Source organism: Westiellopsis prolifica IICB1 (assembly GCF_004323185.1).
Classification (GTDB): Bacteria; Cyanobacteriota; Cyanobacteriia; order Cyanobacteriales; family Nostocaceae; genus Pelatocladus; species Pelatocladus prolificus_A.
The window spans coordinates 2,022,493-2,039,046 of record NZ_NAPS01000002.1 but is presented as its reverse complement, the minus strand read 5'-3'; the positions used below and the strand labels follow the sequence as shown (position 1 = coordinate 2,039,046).

The window sequence follows — 16,554 nt, the reverse complement described above, 5'->3', positions numbered from 1 at the left end:
ATGACAATTGACAATTGACAATTGACCAAATTACTTCATTACCAATGGTGGATATTTTTCAATTTCGCCCATGAGGTATTTTGCAAGTAATCTTGCTTGTAGTTCAAAGGATTCTTGATAGGTGTATTGCTTTTGCATGACGGGATGCTTAAATTTTATTTGCTTCTTTTCTTGATAAAGTCGTAAAAATTTATGTAACCCTTCTTTCGTCAGAGAAACAGCATTACTGACTGGTTCAGTCATAAAATCTGTGGGTGAAAGAATACGGCGATTAATAGCAGCTAAAACTACTGGATCGACAATTAGAGGACGAAATTCTTCCATTAAATCTAGTGCTAATGATGGTCTTCCATAACGCTCTGTATGTAGATATCCTAAATATGGATCGAAGCCAACAATATTAATTGCACTTTGGACATCATGACGTAATAATGCATAACCCAAACTCAACAAAGAGTTGACAGGATCAGTAGGGGGACGACGGTTGCGAGTGTGGAATTGAAAGTTATCAACGCGAATTAGTTGATTCAAACAACCAAAATACGCCGCACTACCAGCACCTTCTAAACCTCGGATAGAATTAATAGATGTGGCTTGTTCAAGATTTGCGATCGCAGTTGCTAATTGATTTAATCCTGCATTCAAATCTATATCAGAGTAACTGCGTTGCGATTTGAGGAGAGAATAACGATAGTTTTTTAACTTTCCTCTGACAAATCCTTTGCTAGCATGAATAGCTTGTGTTGATTCTCCCACAGCTTTCCACTGAGCAGAACGTAAGAAAATATTTTTACTCATTTCTGGTTCTAAGCGGGCTATATATTTACCGTTATTTGTCAAGAAAGTCAGAGGAATTTTGTGATGAACTAACTCAGCAACAGTAGCAGGAGAAATACTTGCTCTTCCCATGACTACCAAACCATCAATTTTGATTAATGGCACATCTAAAATTGTCTTTTTCTCATGTTTAACATTGAGCCTTTCATCAATTTTACCAATAAATGCATCTTCTTGTGTGATATATACTGTACCCATGCTTGACTCCAAAATTAATTAGATGAATGAAAAAATCCGATTTATTGTTATCTTCTCTAATTACCTATTCACCTTCTTCATACCGCCTAATTTTTTCTGCAACTTGCGGTAAACATTGTTGATAAAAACTGCATCCTTGGCAACGTTTGCTATAGTTTGCTATTGGCATAATGCCCGTTGTAATGAGGTTTTGTACTGATTTAATAGTTGCGATCGCACTTTGTTTTAATTCTTCTGAAATCTCAACTAATTGACGTTGATGAGAGTGGGCATAATAAATATATCCAGTTGTGACTGGTTTTCCTGTCATCTCTTCTAAACACAAGGCTTGGGCGCATACTTGTAACTCATCGTTATCCCATTCACCTTTACGTCCTCGCTTATATTCCACAGGATACCATTCACCATTTTCTAATTCAATCAAATCTGATTTGCCAATTAATTGATATTTTTCAGACTTCAAATAAATTGCTCGCACTTGCCAAGTTTCTTCCCGATTTCCCTCTCCCAAAGTATGCACACGTTCATGTAAACTTGTACCTTCAATTGTGTATTGGTTATCAACAAATTCTTCTGCACAAAACATCCGCCAACAGCGATGCGGACAGTAAGCATATTGATTTAATGCCGCAATCGGAATATATTCTGTATTGTTCATCGTGGTAAAAATAAAATATTGTCAATTAAATTCTGCGTGTCATACCCATACCCATCGTTGTTTTTCTTCCAACGCCGGCATATAAAGCAAAATCAGCTAAAGTATTCATTTGCTTAATTATGATGGGTTCAATTTCTCCCAAAATCCGATAATTAACTTCTCCAATAATGCCAATAAACTTACTACGAGAATCAGCTAATATTTCAGTGTGAATATTAACAAAACTGGGAAAAATCGCATCAAGAGAAATATTGTCAAACTCAACTCCACTATATTTATTCCAACGCGCTAATAAAGAATTAAATACACATTCTCTAGTAGGTAAAGTAGTATCATATTTACCTTGACGGAAGGCGGTAGGTGTGGAGAAGGTAAGGGAAATTGTGCGATCGCTCTCTGATGCTTGCTCGTATAATTGTTGATAAGTACAAGCATTCGCCCAAGGTTGAGTTGATTGGGGAGTACCAAGAATACTTGTGATATACAAATCAGCAGAACCCAAGTGCCAAGCATGTTCAGGATTAATATTTAACCACAGTGGTGTGAGTTGACTAAATAGGGTGTCATCTAATAAAGAGATACGCCACCAACACGGAGTACCTGGAGAAATTGGTTTATTTTGTTCCCATTGCAAAATGTAATTTTTGTGGCTCAAATGTCCTCGCTTGCCACTACCATTACTTGTGTAACTTGTTTGTACTTGTAACGGAGAAAGAGTAAAAGCTTTATCGGCGCTGGAGTCGTGGAGTAAATCACCCAATTTTTTATCTACTGAACTGACAAGATTTAAAAATAGCGCGTGGTAATGTCTGCCAGTAAGATAATTAGGGTAAATCGGAGACTGGGGAATTAGATTGAGAACAAGACTGTGTGGCATGAGATACTTTGAAATTAGGAGAAAATCATCAAAGGAGAAATATAGATGATTATTGACGATTATGATGCAGCAGTTGCCCTAACAGAAAAATTGCAAGAAAGCTTACCAATTAAAGCACGAGCAGGAAAAGAGTTTCTCAAAACTTTGAAAGAACGAGGAGAGGTAGCAAATCCCAACAAAGAATTTGTGATTGAACATGTGAAATATTCTGGAGATATGGGTGGGATTATGTGTGTTTTAGCATCCAATCCAGAAGAAGAAGAACGTTATGTTGTCTCTATTACTCATCTCAATATTGATTCCAGTCATCCCCTCGCCACTGAGGTGCAGAAATACCAACGCCAGCGCACCCGCAAATTGATGTTGGAACATCAAGGAGGTTTTAGTGCAGAGTTGCTGGCGCAAGCATCAGCGAAGAAAAGAAAACGCACTTCGGGTTTTGGGAAGTGATTAATTTTTAAAACGATATGCCATTTGCACAGGAATTTTGACTTCTTTGATATCCTCAAAATAGTAGTATTTTCCCTGCATTTGCACGTTTTGAATTAGACTAACTGGAGGCATATTTACCACATCATAGCTAATCACTTGATTAGTAAACATGACATCCAAAGGATTTAAAGGATGAGTGCAAGTGAATATACCTTCAGTAACTTTGGGTTTTAGTAATTGTTGAACTGTGACTTCAGCTTTACTCATCCATTTACCCAAGCGAATCCATTTTGGTAATAAATCTTTGATGTCTTTTTGAGAAATCACAAAAAACTCAAATTGACTTTCGGGTGCAATTTCTTTGGCTCTACCAAAACTAGGAATGTTTTTTTGGGTTTTTTCCATCTCAACATGATAGTTATTATTTGCATATTTCCAAGTGTTGAGAATGGCAGTATGATTAAGAGAACGCGCTGGAGTAATGTAGATTCCCTGTTGATTGAGCGGCGTTAAATGTTCTTCATATTTAGGAACTTGTTCGGGACAAAAGTAGCGATAGGAATGTTCTTCTGTAACGGTAGTAGAATAGACTTCGCTATCAACTAATCCGAGTGCATAACAGAGAGCGTAATTGTGAATTACTGGTTCTGTTTCGTATAATCTGCCGATTTCGCGAGTTGCATGATAGAGGCTATCATGTAATTCGATTTGACAACGGTAAATAATTGCCATAACTTTTACTCTGCTGCTGCACTTGCTTTTTTACCTTTCTTACTTTTTTCAGAACTCTTGAAGATATGTTTTTGTGCATAAGCAGATGACTCTGTATTTGCTTGAGTCAGTAATTCTTTGAGTTTATTTTCATCACTAGTAATAGATTTGACTTCGTTCAGTAGAGGTAGAAAGCGATCGCCAATATAATCTGTGTGGGAAATAAACTCTTGAGTAATGAGTTCAGTAATGGCTTTGTTTGCAGTATCTCTAACATCATCTTCATTCAATGGATCAGGAGGCTGCATTTTTCCTGCATAACTCAATAAATCATAAATTTTTTGAGTCCACCGCAAATTGCTAATAATTTCGCCATCGGCAAATATAACCCCAATTAATTCATTTCTGACTCTTCCGGTACGGGTTGTTTGTGCGCCATAGTGGCGAGTTCTAATGATGTTATTGAAAACATATAAAAATCCGGCTTCAGTAGGATCTTTTAGTGTGACAATACTAGGGAAGAAGGTCTGCGGTAAGATATGATCTTGGCTGTTAATTCTGCTGGTAACTTCCCCATTTCTACTCATAGTTCCGTTTTCAAATGGTGCATTCAGGGTAAAGTTAAGATGAGAATCTTCAAAGGGAGTGATTGAATAAGCAGTATCCACAACTACTTTAGATTTTTCGGAACCAGCATCACCAATAGCAAAACCATAGAGAATACAATCAGGAGTTGTTTTGCTGAAATCTACGTTGTAGTCGCATTTTTCCCAGTCACCAATTTTATAGTTACGCAGTAATTCTCGTCCGGTTAAACGTTCTGGTGTAGATTGTTTGCGCTTAAACATTGCTAAACGGCTAATCGGTTCTTTGTGTTCAATTCCTGCACGCACTTTGGCTTTATTTAATTCACCATCTGTCTGAAACAATGGGTAAGATTCGGTGATCCGAATTGTAATAAAATGTGCATATTTGCCCATTGGTTTAGCAGGGATTTCGTTGTGGAAAAATTTAGTGTCAACGGATTTTAGAAAGTTCATTTGTTTCTCCAAGGGTTAAGATTATACAAAAGATTTCTTGTAGAGACGCGATACATCGCGTCTCTACAAATTTAGGCTGCATCATTAACATCCAAATCGGAAATATCTTCGGGTTCTGCTTGCGGACGATTTTTGCGTTGTTCATCGTCTGCGAGGCGATAAAGGTATTCACAGGTATCGCGGATGAGATTGAGTTGTGTACCTGCTAAACGTGCGCGATCGCTTTTAAAACTTCCCTCAAATATTTCCTTGACAAAATATCTAGAAAATTCATAAACAGCTTGGCGTTCTTCTTCTGAAGTTAAGGCTGGTTTCCATTTACCATCTATTAAAGTAAGCGTAGGTTTTCCTTCAGCTGCTTTTCGACGTACATTATTCATTAATTTTGATAAACGTGCAGCGACTACATCTGTTAAAGAATCGGTGTCACTAGCTATTGCTTTATCAATTTTCAGAAGTACATCAGCAGCTTCATCAATGGGTTTAAGAATTGCATTAGCTTTAGCATAAGAACTTTTAGCTCGATAAAAACGACGGTAGAGTTCTGTTAACTTACGCAGTTGATTCACGATTTCTCCTCCTGGTTCAAAATAGTAATAAAAATCTAAGTAAAGACGAGTTTTGGCAATAGACACAGACTCAATCTTGTCTTGCTTCCGTAACCATTTATTCAAGTAATGAAATACATACAAAGGACTCGTTTCTAAATCTCGTGCTAAGTCTGCTAATTTTCCCCAATCTGGATCGCCATCTTTTTTCCGGTTAACTTCTAAGTGAATAGAGTAAGCAGCAGTAAGCGCATTTAAAGGTGAAAATTCCCCCGATTTACGAGGTAAGATACTATCTAAGCGATAATTATCTTTTTTAATCAGAGAACGAATTGCTTGATGTTCTCCATCTAGTAAAACTGTTTGTTCAAAATCAGCGCCACTAATAAAAGGTGGTACAGGTGATTCTGATGCAACAATTTTCACATCCATAACTAGCGGTAAGGTTAATGCTAGCCATGCAGGTGTTACCCAAGATTCGGTGTCTGTTGGTTCTCTTCCTGGGGGTAAACCTAAGAAGAAAAAAGTTAATGTTTCATCATCGGGATAGCTAATTTTAAATGTTTTATCATTTTCTGGTGAAATATCCTGCTTAATCAACAAATGATCTACTTTTTGATAATTTTCAACTTCCAAATTGGCAACTTGCTCTTTTGAAATAAAATGTTTGCGAAGTTCGGCATCAAATCGAGTTTGAGATATAGCATTGTAAGCTTTTTGCAAAAAATTATTAGTTTCAGGAGTAAAGAAATAAGCTGGATATAGATAGAGATAGCGATATTTACGACTTTCAAAATCTGCGCCAGTTGCGTTAGTCTTACTCATCATAATTTGTCTCAACATGATTTCAATTGACCAGATTGAGCAAATTTGTCGCTTTGCAGCTTGAGCATTAAATAAAATCTGACGATTGCTATAAACTTGTGGTGCAAATAACGTTGCTGATTCCATTTGTTCTGTGACAGTGTAAGGAGAGCTAGATATAGCACAAACGTTTTCTCTACCTCTTCCTATAACTTTGGCGGCGTTATACCTCTTTATTTCTACTAAAAATTGCTCTGGTTTAGGTTCAGAAACTGCACCTGTTGATAAGGAAATAACTCGACTCACATAAGTACGTAAATCACTCCAACCATCAGGAATTGCAAACTCTTCTAAAATAGATTTGATGAGGTTAGAAGCATAATCAACTATACCTTCCATCAACTCAATATTTTGCGCTAAATCCTTACCGGGATTTTTCTGGTAATATTTAGCTGCTAAATAGTACCAATCTAAAGGAACACCACCTGTTTTTTTTAGAGACTGAATTTGTCTTAAAGCTGGGATCTCCTCTGATAAGCCTAAATATTCCGCTAGTTTTTCAGTCAAATTTAAATCAGGAATATTTTTACGTTCAGCTTTAGGAAATTGTTTTTGGTATTCATTGGCGCGTTCTTGCCATTTACCCCAAATACCACGACAGATAATATCTCCAAATTCAGCTAATCTATCAATTTGAATTTGATTACCAAATACAACATTTATATTTTGAGGTAATTCTCCTTGTGTTTGAAAAGCTTGTAAACTTTCACTCCGCTTACCAGATGAAGCTAATTTAGTATCAGGTAGTATATTTCTAGCTGCGTTAATGCTGACTTGCATTAACTCATTGGCTTGAAAGAATAGCCAATAATATTCAGCGAACTTGAAACCTTTTCCATCTCGACTAAAACCTGTTTGTCGCTTTGTTAACTGCTTACTGCACAAGGTTTTAATTTTATCGATAACCTGATTGGGAACTTCAGCAGTATTAATTGCAGGTGCATCACTAGTAGCAAGATACACTACACCATCTGGCAAATACAATAACTGTGTGTAGTATGGCTGAGGATGTGCATCCATCAAAGCATTATTAATAATATTTGTGAGAACACCACGATTATCTGATAAAGCATGGTAACTAAACTTCAATTGACCATTACTTACATCGTTTAATAACTCAGGTAGCTTCTCATTTCGTCCATCACTTTCTACGTCACGAGGATGCTTTAACAATGAAGCAAATAAATCAGACATTTTCAACAATCTGTGCAGTATATTCCGCACTCGACCATCTAAATTAGGATGTAAACCACGAATTTCTAAACCTCGGTCAGCATCGCTTCCATCACCAGCATTGCTACTCAACCAAACAATATCATCAATACAGTTTTCCCAATTCTCACCCAAAAAAATATCTAAACTAAAATCCTGAATTTTTTGTTTTACATACCCACGTCTTAAATTGGGTGCATCTGATTTCTTTGCAAGTTCTTTACGCCAATCACGGTTAGCAAATACACCATCCTGGTCATTTGCTTCTAGCCAAATTGGATAGTCAGGAAATTTTTCAAAATCATGCAGAATATACGCAGCTACAAATAGACGAGTTTCTTTTTCTCCACATTGACGCTTGACAGGATTAGTTTGTAATTCTGATGACTTTAATTTCCTGATAATTCGGTAGGTAGGAAATAAACCATTGAGTAGGTGAGATAATAAGGATTGGTCATGCTTGCTGCGTTCAACATTTTTGCCTTCGGCTCTACGGTCTTCTGTAAATTGACCACCCTTAGCAGTTGCTCCTACTAATCCATGAATTAATTGAGGTAATACATTATCAGCAAAACTCAGAAGTATGGAATCTTCTTGATTTTCTGGTGCTTCCTTAATTGCCTTTTTGAAGAGACTAATAGTTAATAATTCGCGCTCAATAGGATTATCTTTTTCTTCTTCTTCATAGTTATCTAGATCTGGAATTTCGGGATATTCATCAAACTTATTCTCATTAGTCATTTGTCTACCTCCTCTACTTCTATATCTTGGAATTCCTGAATATTTACTTGGCGAATAATCCATTATTTTCCAGTTACATCTGCTGCTTCAAGCCCAGCAATTAAGGTTTCTGTAACTGCCCGATAAACTTCAAAAATAGGACGCGGTGGTAAACGAACTTCTAACAAATCCAACCTTCATCCTTTTTGGGCTTCCAAAACCAAAGTAAGGTTTCTAGCATTAGTGCAGATTTACCAAATGCTATGGTGTACGGTGGTGACTTCTTATCATCACTGCTATATTTATCTGCCAAAGAGTATGCTTGAAAATGGATAGGTAAACCTAACTTGGCTCTGAGGTAAGCGCGATCGCAATCTGAAATAAAGCATACTAAACCTCTACCCGATATAGCATCACTTATCTTATTAATCCCACTACCGTGGGGTTGACGAATTTCTAAGTTTTTGAGAACTTGGACTTTACCAGATTTGACAATGTCGCTGATGTCTTCTGGATAGTAAAATCGCCAGTCTTCTCTTACTTCCCGATAACCAGTCAATTTCAAACAGCATAAGGCTTCTTGAAAACGAGTGGTTCTAACTCTAGATTTCTCAGCTAATTGTATAAATTCCTTTCTATCCATCAATTCAAATTTAAAGTTGCTGAGAATACCCGGTAAGTTATAAATTTTAAAATGTTCATGTTCTGGTTCTTCTGGATTTGTTAAATCATAAATTGCACAATCTAACTGACTACTTCCCCGAAAACTTCGTGCTTCGTCAATTATCTTCTTTTTCTTTTCTTCTAAACATTGGTTAATTTGGTGATATTTTTGCCAAATATTAACATCAAGTGCTGCCTCAATCACATCTTTAAAATTTTTCTCAGCATCGGGATATTGACTAGTCAGCCGTCTTAATTCTTGATGTACACAAGCTGATTGAATAGCACCCCAGCGTTTGGGGTATAATTTAAATTCATTTACAAATGGGTAACTTGAACGAATAGCTTGTGTAAAGGTTACTCGGTCGTAAGTTTCGCCATCTTGCAATGGTGATGAATCAATTTCAAATAATCTTTGCACAATAAACTTGGGAATCAAAGCATAAGCATGATAAGGATGAGGGTGAAAATCTTGATGTCTACCTATTCTGCCAAAGCGTTGAATAAAATTACCTGCATCAGCACCTTCAAATACCAAAAAATTTATTCTAAAATCCACGCCAACATCAATAGTTGATGTTCCTAAAAGTAAGTCTGCTTCTACAACTGACGTAGCTTTTTCTGTCTCACCTGTTAAACCTGTGTTTTCTCTAACTTTTAACCCTAAAGGCTCAAAAATACTTTTAAAATGCTGGACTAATTTCTTAACCGCAGCTATCGAGTTGAGAATGATTGCACCTTTACTACCTGGATAATCTTGAAAAAACTTTAAAATTACTGATTCCGAATTTTCTATCAGCCAATCATAACTAGATGAAAGTGATGGTTCTAGTGTTTGCGGAAAAAATAAAGTTATTGGCTGACTAATTGCTCGCCATTGATTACCACCTTCTGAAAAACAATATTTCTGTTCTTTAGCTGGATTAATTTCTTTATAACGAATACCAGATTTGTTAAAAAACTCTAGCAATAAATCATCTGGTGTCGCCGATAAAAATAAAAACTTTTTACCTGGAATAGTATGCTTAATTAATAATATTGCATTGAAGATACTTGCAACTTGAGCAGAGGAAAATATATGAAATTCATCAAAAATAAACAAATCATAATAAGTGTCTATTTTGCTGAATAACTTATTTGCATTTTCGCCTTTGATTTTACCGTCTTTTTTAAAACGCCGAAGATAGCGAAAATCATGGATATAGTAAAAAATATCAGGATTGGTCAGTAAAATTTCTGCTTGGTCGGAAAGATTTGTCAATCCAGACTGTTTAGTTGGTAATTTATTCGTTTCGATAAAGTCTTCCAGAATAGCTGCATTCAGACGATAAATCTGTGGGTCTTTCTCTGGCTGAAACTTGTCCTTGTAATTTTGTACTTGCTTTTGCTGATCTCTAGCTAACTCGTTTGTTGGATAGGTCGCCATTGTAGATACACCATCTATCATAGCCAGAAGGTAAGCAGCCAAGCTTTTACCATCACCAGTCATAGCAGTGTTAATTATTACATCATATTTTGGGTTACGTAACGCTTCTAAAGTAGCGGCTTGATGCCAATAAAGTGATAGTGACCAATTCTCAGGTAATTTCACGCTATTAGGTGTAGGTAAAGTTTGAGAATAAACAGGTTTAAGATTAATACTGTAATTTTCAGACATATACTCAAACAATCTCCTTTCTATAGAGTGAAGATAATTTCTGCAATCAATGGTTGCAGTTTTTTAAATAGGTATAAAAATTTTCTACCTATTTCTCGCACCAAGAGTGCGACTTTTTCGTGTTGACTTTAAAAACTGTCCGTAACTAGTTGTTAAATCCTATCTTGGCACGCAAAATAGAGATTGACAAGATATGTCCATATAAAATTGTCCGTATAAAAATGAGTCGAAAAGGTCATTCCATCACCCTATCGGTATCAGAACGCGATAAAGCCGAATTAGAAAACCTAGCGCGGGAATTCGGTATGATGTGGGGCGATCGCCCAAATATCTCTAAACTAGTAGAAGCGATCGCTCGTCGTCATTTAACCATCGGTAAAAATCATGATTGGTCAGAAACACGCTTCAGAGCGCTGGATCGAGCCATGCGTGCATTAACTGATCTTGGTCAAAATGAGCAAGCACAGGAAATTGCCAAATTGCTTCTTGAACGCAGTGAACTATCCATTCCACTGCGAACTGAAATAGAGCGTTTTTTAGAAAATTTACCTCCACCTTGGCGTTTAGAGATCGAGCGCTTCATTCTACGTCAACAACCATTTCAGATTTCCTATCAAGACGCAGCACAGCGAGTATGGAACTTCACCGTTCGTCACGCCAAAGTTACACCCCACGAAAAGCGTCAATATCTTGATTGTTGGTGCGAAGAGACACAAGGAAATTTGGATGTAGAAGAGTTAAGAAATAACTGGAGTCTGCGTTTAGATCGAATCCAAGACGCTGCTGTGATCGCAATTACTGGTGAATGGCGATCGCACTTGGCAGAAATAGAAGTAGAAATGCACTTGTTTAATGGTTTAAGCTTTGCTTACCAAGCCAAACCAGAAGACATATTAAATGAATGGCTACCAGATAAACAACGAGTGCGGCGAGTGACAAGACGTGTATCTAGTACCTTTTGGTTTATCCGCGAAGTCATGCAGTACGCACCAGACTGCGTAGTCGTCTCACCAGAAAACGTGCGATCGCTCATCCGTGAAAAGCTCCAAACCCTTTGTCAGCGTTATGGTATAAATTGAAAATGGGGATCGGGGAAAGGGGATCGGGAATCGGGAAGTGTGGGGGGAATTATTTAACAAGTCTGTTCCCAATGCCCAATGCCCAATGCCCCATGCCCAATGCCCAATACCCAATGCCCAATGACTTAATTATGATTTTGCATATACCGTTACTAGTAAATATACTGAGGCATTCAGATATATCAGGTATTAATAATACGATAGACAAATGCTAAAATAGTTAAAAAATGCTGCGGATGTGTAATTTAGATTAACTATTGGATAGAAATTCTTTCAGAATGAGTAGAATGACAGAATAGGTAGAATTGTCCAAAAGAATATCCTATGGATTAGCTACCTTAGATGTAGACCTTTAATTTGAGTCCTCAGATATTTTTAATCATTCTGAGGTAGATTACACAATACCAAACACTATTCTTAACAAAGAGCTGCCACAAATCATAATGCCAGTGACTGAGAAAAAAAGAACTCGCGATTTGCCCCAAATTAATGAAAGGATTCGCTTTCCGAAAATTCGGGTCATCGATACTGATGGAGCCCAATTGGGGATTCTGTCCCCACAGGAAGCGCTGCAACTAGCCGAGGAAAAAGAGCTAGATTTAGTGTTGCTCAGTGACAAGGCTGATCCGCCCGTTTGTCGGATCATGGACTATGGAAAATACAAATTTGAACAGGAGAAGAAAGCGCGGGAAGCCAGGAAAAAGCAGCATACTGCTGACGTTAAAGAAGTGAAAATGCGCTACAAAATTGAAGAACATGATTACAACGTCCGTGTTAAGCAAGCAGAACGTTTCCTCAAGGATGGCGATAAAGTGAAAGCCACTGTCATGTTTCGGGGTCGAGAAATACAACACAGCGATTTAGCAGAAGATTTACTCAAACGGATGGCGACCGATTTAGAAGCACTCGCAGAGGTGCAGCAAGCACCCAAAAAAGAAGGGCGAAACATGATGATGCTTCTTTCTCCGAAGAAATAATTTAATTTAGTTAGTGGTTAGTAGTTAGTAGATACTGGTAAAAAACCAACTCTTTAATTACTAAGTATCAACAACCAAAAAATTCAAATAAAATTGATAATCCTGAGTTCTGAGTGGGAAAAATAATACTCAGTTACTCAGGGTTTTTGCTATATACTGATTTTGAGATTAATAAGGTAAAGAAGTATGATTCATAAATTCCTTACCTTAGTTGGCTATCGCGTTAGTTTTGAGATGTTTAACGCATTTATTTGTCAAAATTAATGCGATCGCAATAAAGTCTAATACTGATCATGCAGAACTGAGTAACTAAGTTTGTGTGTTGTGTCTTGTTTCCAAAAACTAGCTAGCAAGCACCAACCACCAACAATTTCAACGTATAACCCAGTCAAACTGCATGGAACTGAAAAATTATTGGACTGCTCCTAAAAAAGGTATTCTCTCACAATTACTCAAGTGGGTAAATCTCCGACCAGAGGAAAGCGATCGCACTTGGTTAATGTTCGCTTTTTATACAAGTACATCAATTGGGTTGCGGTGGTCAGAAGACTCCACAGTGGCGCTGTTTTTGGATGAGTACGGATCTAAATCCTTACCTTTGATTTATATCGCCAGTGCCATTATGGGTACAATCTTGGTAATTTTATACTCACGCTTGCAAAAGATTTTTCCCTTACGGCGTGTCATCGTGGCGATCGCGCCTTGCATGTTCATACCATTAGTTCTATTTAGTTTAGGTTTACACGTTTCTTATATTTCCGTATTTATCATATTTATCCTGCGGTTGTGGGTAGATGCATTTTATGTGATCAACGACCTCAACACCTCAATCACAGCCAATCAACTATTCAACATTCGTGAGATCAAACGCGCCTTTCCTCTGATCAGTAGCGGTATTTTAGTCGCTGATGTCATCAGTGGCTTTAGTTTGCCATTTTTGTTGCTATTTGTAGGACTAGATAAAGTGATTATGCCCATCGCTGGTATATTCATCAGCTTAGGGGCTTTTATTCTTTTCTATCTGAGTCAAAATTATCCCCAAGCTTTTCCTGATACTCCGCAAATTAAAATACAAGCAGCACAATACTCTCAAAAACGGCGTCTGTTTGGGCCAATTAAGCATTACACCTGGTTATTATTTGCATTTTTTGCCCTTTTACAAGCAATAGGTGTCTTAATCGATTTTCAATATCTTACCCAGTTGAAATCAAATTTTCAGGGTAAAGATATTGCTACTTTTTTAGGATTACTAAGTGGAATTACGGGATTGTGCGAGTTAGCAATACAGTTATTTATTTCCAGTCGCACCCTCGAACGCTTTGGAGTATTTGTGACTGCTGCAACTTTACCACTCACCATAGGCTTGTTAATGCCTGTCACCATACCTTTATTAGGATTATTTAATTCCCATAATATTTTATGGGGTTTAGTGATTCTCAAATTCTTAGATGAACTTCTGCGTTACACCTTTGTTGTCAGTAGTGGACCTCTACTTTTTCAACCAATCCCAGATAAGATTCGCAGCCATGTCCAGTCATTAGCCGGAGGTGTAGCTGATGCTTTTGGTGCAGGGACAGCAGGTTTTGTGATTTTAATTACCCTGTGGTTTGGTAGAAAACTGCTACCTACACCCATACATGAATCAATTCTGGTAGCAGAAACCGTACTTGTGGCTTTATGTTGTTTGCTAGTGATTTGGTTTTTGCGATCGCGCTACGTGAATCTGTTAGTTTTAAGTGCAGGACAAGGACAATTTAGTGGTGCAAATGTAGATTTACGTGCATTCAAACAAGCAGTAATTAAAGCTTTGGGAGAAAAAGGAACTGACACAGATAAACGTTCTTGTATTGAACTTTTATCTCAAATTGATCCCAAAGGTGTAAGTGAAGTCTTAGCCCCCTTATTACTCAAGCTACCTCCTGAATTGCAGAAATCCAGCTTGGAAGTCATGCTAACAACAGGTGTAAATCCTGCTTACTTACCAGAAATCCGTACTTTCTTAGAACTACCCCAAAATAGTGTAACTCCAGAAGTATTCGCCCTTACCCTACGCTACGTTTGGTTGGCTGAGTCAGATCCAAATGTCAACCTATTAGAAAACTACCTCAGAGAAGACCAACACTCAAGTATTCGTGCCACAGCCGCCGCCTTATTACTCCGTCAGGGAAAACCTATGCATAAAGTAGCAGCCACCAAGACTTTACGGCGGATGCTTACTCACCAACAAGAAAAAGAACGGATGAACGCCGTCAAGGCCCTGAGTGAAGCACTTCATCTACAAGCACTGCGAATTCATATTCCCAATTTGTTGCAAGATGAATCACTGCGAGTACGTTTTGCTGTCATAGAAATGATCGGCGCAACTCACTTAGAAGAGTATTATCCAGCCTTGTTGGGGGGACTTTATTACAAATCAACCCGAAACGCAGCTATGCAAGCTTTGGTAAAACTGGAAAACGAAGCCTTACCAATGCTGGTTGAGTTAGCTACTAATATCTATAAGCCAGAAATAGTCAGAATTTACGCTTGGCGTACAATTAGTCAAATACCCACCTTAGAAGCGATAGAAACCTTATGGCAATTTTTAGAAACATCGCGGAGTAATAGTAGAGATCACATTCTCCGTCCTTTATTAAAAAGATTACAAAAAGAAGGACTTCTGGGTTCAGTAGAACAGTTTTATCAAACAAAAATCAAGAGATTTATCAAGCAAGAACTATATTTTATTGGTGAGATTTATGCTGCTTATATAGATTTCCAAAATCAATTAGAAACCTACAATCAATATATAGATTTCAAGACACCAGAAACTCCAGATACATATTATTGTGAAATCAAGACTATTGCTGTTATATCTTTACTAAATCGCGCCATTTTAGAAATAGAAAGTGATATTAAAGAGCGATTGTTATTACTATTGCAACTACTTTATCCGATAGAAATAATCCAAGCAGCAGCTTTTAATTTACGATCAGAATCAGTAGTTAGTTTAGCACGGGGATTGGAAATTTTAGACCACACAGTCAAATTGCAGCATAAATCTTTGCTAATCAATATTTTAGATAGGCGATCGCCAGCAGAAAAACTGCAATATCTCATAGCCGCAGAGATGGCAGAATACCAACAAATGTCAGTTAATGATCGTACCCGCAATTTATTAATGCATAAAAACCTACTTTCTGATTGGTGCTTGGCTTGCTGTTTCCATTTTGCTCAAGTTGCGCGCATCCGACTCACCACAGAACAAGTTTTAGAAAGCTTGAGTCATCCCACAGGATTTGTTCGAGAAGCTGCGATCGCTTATTTAAATGTAGTATCACCCCGCATTCTGGTCAAAATTCTGCCCCTGCTGCAAAAAGATCCACATCCCCTTGTAGCGAATCAAGTCAAAGAATTAATTAAGTAAGGGTTTGATGCATATTTACAATAGAAATGCAAAATGCCGTTTCATCAATTAGTTTTCTCGCGTGGATAAAGCCAAACTACGAAAATCGCTTCTCAAACAACGTCAATTAATGTCAGTAGCAGAATGGAAACAAAAAAGCGATCGCATCTGTACTAATCTTCTCAACTCACCTCAGTTTACCCAAGCCAAAACAGTACTGGCTTATTTCAGCTTTCGTCAGGAACCCGATTTGACTCCCCTATTTGGGCAAGATCAAGATAATAACTCTCCAAAAATATGGGGTATACCTCGCTGCGTTGGCAATTACCTGTCCTGGTATATTTGGACACTAGATGACTCAGTAAAAATTGGGGCATACGGCATTACTGAACCTGAACCCGAAGCGCCAATTATCGAGCCTGAGCAAGTAGATTTAATTCTCGTGCCTTGTGTTGCTTGTGATCAGCAAGGTTATCGCTTGGGTTACGGCGGCGGATATTATGATCGCTTGCTTGCTACACCTGAGTGGGCAAACAAATCAACTATTGGCATTGTCTTTGATTTTGCCTACTTACCCCAATTACCTGTTGAACCTTGGGATCAACCTCTAGATGCTGTTTGTACAGAAACAAAGTTAGTAGTTGGTCATTTCATTGGGGATCGGGGATCGGGGATCGGGGAAAGGGGAGCGGGGAT

12 protein-coding genes are annotated in these 16,554 nt (G+C 37.7%); 5 read left to right on the top strand and 7 right to left on the bottom strand.

The window, feature by feature from the left end:
- Window positions 1-30: 30 nt before the first annotated feature.
- The 3 genes from cas1d to cas6 all read right to left on the bottom strand — a co-directional run bounded on the left by cas1d (window position 31) and on the right by cas6 (window position 2,570).
- Entirely contained in the window at window positions 31-1,035 is a 1,005-nt protein-coding gene (gene cas1d / locus B4U84_RS23060) for a type I-D CRISPR-associated endonuclease Cas1d (RefSeq protein WP_131120688.1), read from the bottom strand.
- A gap of 64 nt (window positions 1,036-1,099) precedes the next feature.
- Window positions 1,100-1,693: a CRISPR-associated protein Cas4 gene (gene cas4 / locus B4U84_RS23055; protein WP_131120687.1), complete on the bottom strand. Its 594-nt coding sequence runs from the start codon at window positions 1,691-1,693 to the stop codon at window positions 1,100-1,102.
- Between the two features lie 25 nt (window positions 1,694-1,718).
- Window positions 1,719-2,570 carry a CRISPR-associated endoribonuclease Cas6 gene (cas6, locus tag B4U84_RS23050; RefSeq protein WP_131120686.1) on the bottom strand — a complete coding sequence of 284 codons (852 nt, stop codon included), beginning with the start codon at window positions 2,568-2,570 and terminating at the stop codon, window positions 1,719-1,721.
- A gap of 45 nt (window positions 2,571-2,615) precedes the next feature.
- Between cas6 and B4U84_RS23045 the strand changes: the two genes are divergently transcribed.
- Entirely contained in the window at window positions 2,616-3,020 is a 405-nt protein-coding gene (locus B4U84_RS23045) for a hypothetical protein (RefSeq protein WP_131120685.1), read from the top strand.
- On the opposite strand, the gene cas5d is transcribed toward B4U84_RS23045, so the two are convergent.
- The 4 genes from cas5d to cas3 all read right to left on the bottom strand — a co-directional run bounded on the left by cas5d (window position 3,021) and on the right by cas3 (window position 10,417).
- Window positions 3,021-3,734: a type I-D CRISPR-associated protein Cas5/Csc1 gene (cas5d, locus tag B4U84_RS23040; protein ID WP_131120684.1), complete on the bottom strand. Its 714-nt coding sequence runs from the start codon at window positions 3,732-3,734 to the stop codon at window positions 3,021-3,023.
- 5 nt (window positions 3,735-3,739) lie between these two features.
- Window positions 3,740-4,753 carry a type I-D CRISPR-associated protein Cas7/Csc2 gene (cas7d, locus tag B4U84_RS23035; protein WP_131120683.1) on the bottom strand — a complete coding sequence of 338 codons (1,014 nt, stop codon included), beginning with the start codon at window positions 4,751-4,753 and terminating at the stop codon, window positions 3,740-3,742.
- Window positions 4,754-4,824: 71 nt separating this feature from the next.
- Window positions 4,825-8,118 (bottom strand): type I-D CRISPR-associated protein Cas10d/Csc3, encoded by a 3,294-nt coding sequence (gene cas10d, locus B4U84_RS23030; protein WP_131120682.1) that lies wholly within the window; start codon window positions 8,116-8,118, stop codon window positions 4,825-4,827.
- 160 nt (window positions 8,119-8,278) lie between these two features.
- The gene (gene cas3 / locus B4U84_RS23025) at window positions 8,279-10,417 is read right to left on the bottom strand and encodes a type I-D CRISPR-associated helicase Cas3' (RefSeq protein WP_131120681.1); all 2,139 of its coding nucleotides are present in this window, start codon (window positions 10,415-10,417) and stop codon (window positions 8,279-8,281) included.
- 221 nt (window positions 10,418-10,638) lie between these two features.
- Here cas3 and B4U84_RS23020 point away from each other — a divergent pair, with 221 nt between their 5' ends.
- The 4 genes from B4U84_RS23020 to B4U84_RS23000 all read left to right on the top strand — a co-directional run.
- Complete coding sequence (locus B4U84_RS23020) at window positions 10,639-11,496, top strand: helix-turn-helix transcriptional regulator (RefSeq protein WP_131120680.1); 858 nt, start codon at window positions 10,639-10,641, stop codon at window positions 11,494-11,496.
- 443 nt (window positions 11,497-11,939) lie between these two features.
- A complete protein-coding gene (infC, locus tag B4U84_RS23010) occupies window positions 11,940-12,473 on the top strand; it encodes a translation initiation factor IF-3 (protein WP_017311489.1) in 534 nt (177 codons plus the stop codon).
- Window positions 12,474-12,870: 397 nt separating this feature from the next.
- A complete protein-coding gene (locus B4U84_RS23005) occupies window positions 12,871-15,879 on the top strand; it encodes an MFS transporter (RefSeq protein WP_131120678.1) in 3,009 nt (1,002 codons plus the stop codon).
- 109 nt (window positions 15,880-15,988) lie between these two features.
- The coding region (locus B4U84_RS23000) for a 5-formyltetrahydrofolate cyclo-ligase (RefSeq protein ID WP_242677706.1) at window positions 15,989-16,554 on the top strand (566 nt) is incomplete at its 3' end.

Bases quoted from the DNA above. Each gene is read 5' to 3' on its own strand.
- cas1d (WP_131120688.1), bottom strand. From the start codon at position 1,035: ATGGGTACAGTATATATCACACAAGAAGATGCATTTATTGGTAAAATT.
- cas4 (WP_131120687.1), bottom strand. From the start codon at position 1,693: ATGAACAATACAGAATATATTCCGATTGCGGCATTAAATCAATATGCT.
- cas6 (WP_131120686.1), bottom strand. From the start codon at position 2,570: ATGCCACACAGTCTTGTTCTCAATCTAATTCCCCAGTCTCCGATTTAC.
- B4U84_RS23045 (WP_131120685.1), top strand. From the start codon at position 2,616: ATGATTATTGACGATTATGATGCAGCAGTTGCCCTAACAGAAAAATTG.
- cas5d (WP_131120684.1), bottom strand. From the start codon at position 3,734: ATGGCAATTATTTACCGTTGTCAAATCGAATTACATGATAGCCTCTAT.
- cas7d (WP_131120683.1), bottom strand. From the start codon at position 4,753: ATGAACTTTCTAAAATCCGTTGACACTAAATTTTTCCACAACGAAATC.
- cas10d (WP_131120682.1), bottom strand. From the start codon at position 8,118: ATGACTAATGAGAATAAGTTTGATGAATATCCCGAAATTCCAGATCTA.
- cas3 (WP_131120681.1), bottom strand. From the start codon at position 10,417: ATGTCTGAAAATTACAGTATTAATCTTAAACCTGTTTATTCTCAAACT.
- B4U84_RS23020 (WP_131120680.1), top strand. From the start codon at position 10,639: ATGAGTCGAAAAGGTCATTCCATCACCCTATCGGTATCAGAACGCGAT.
- infC (WP_017311489.1), top strand. From the start codon at position 11,940: ATGCCAGTGACTGAGAAAAAAAGAACTCGCGATTTGCCCCAAATTAAT.
- B4U84_RS23005 (WP_131120678.1), top strand. From the start codon at position 12,871: ATGGAACTGAAAAATTATTGGACTGCTCCTAAAAAAGGTATTCTCTCA.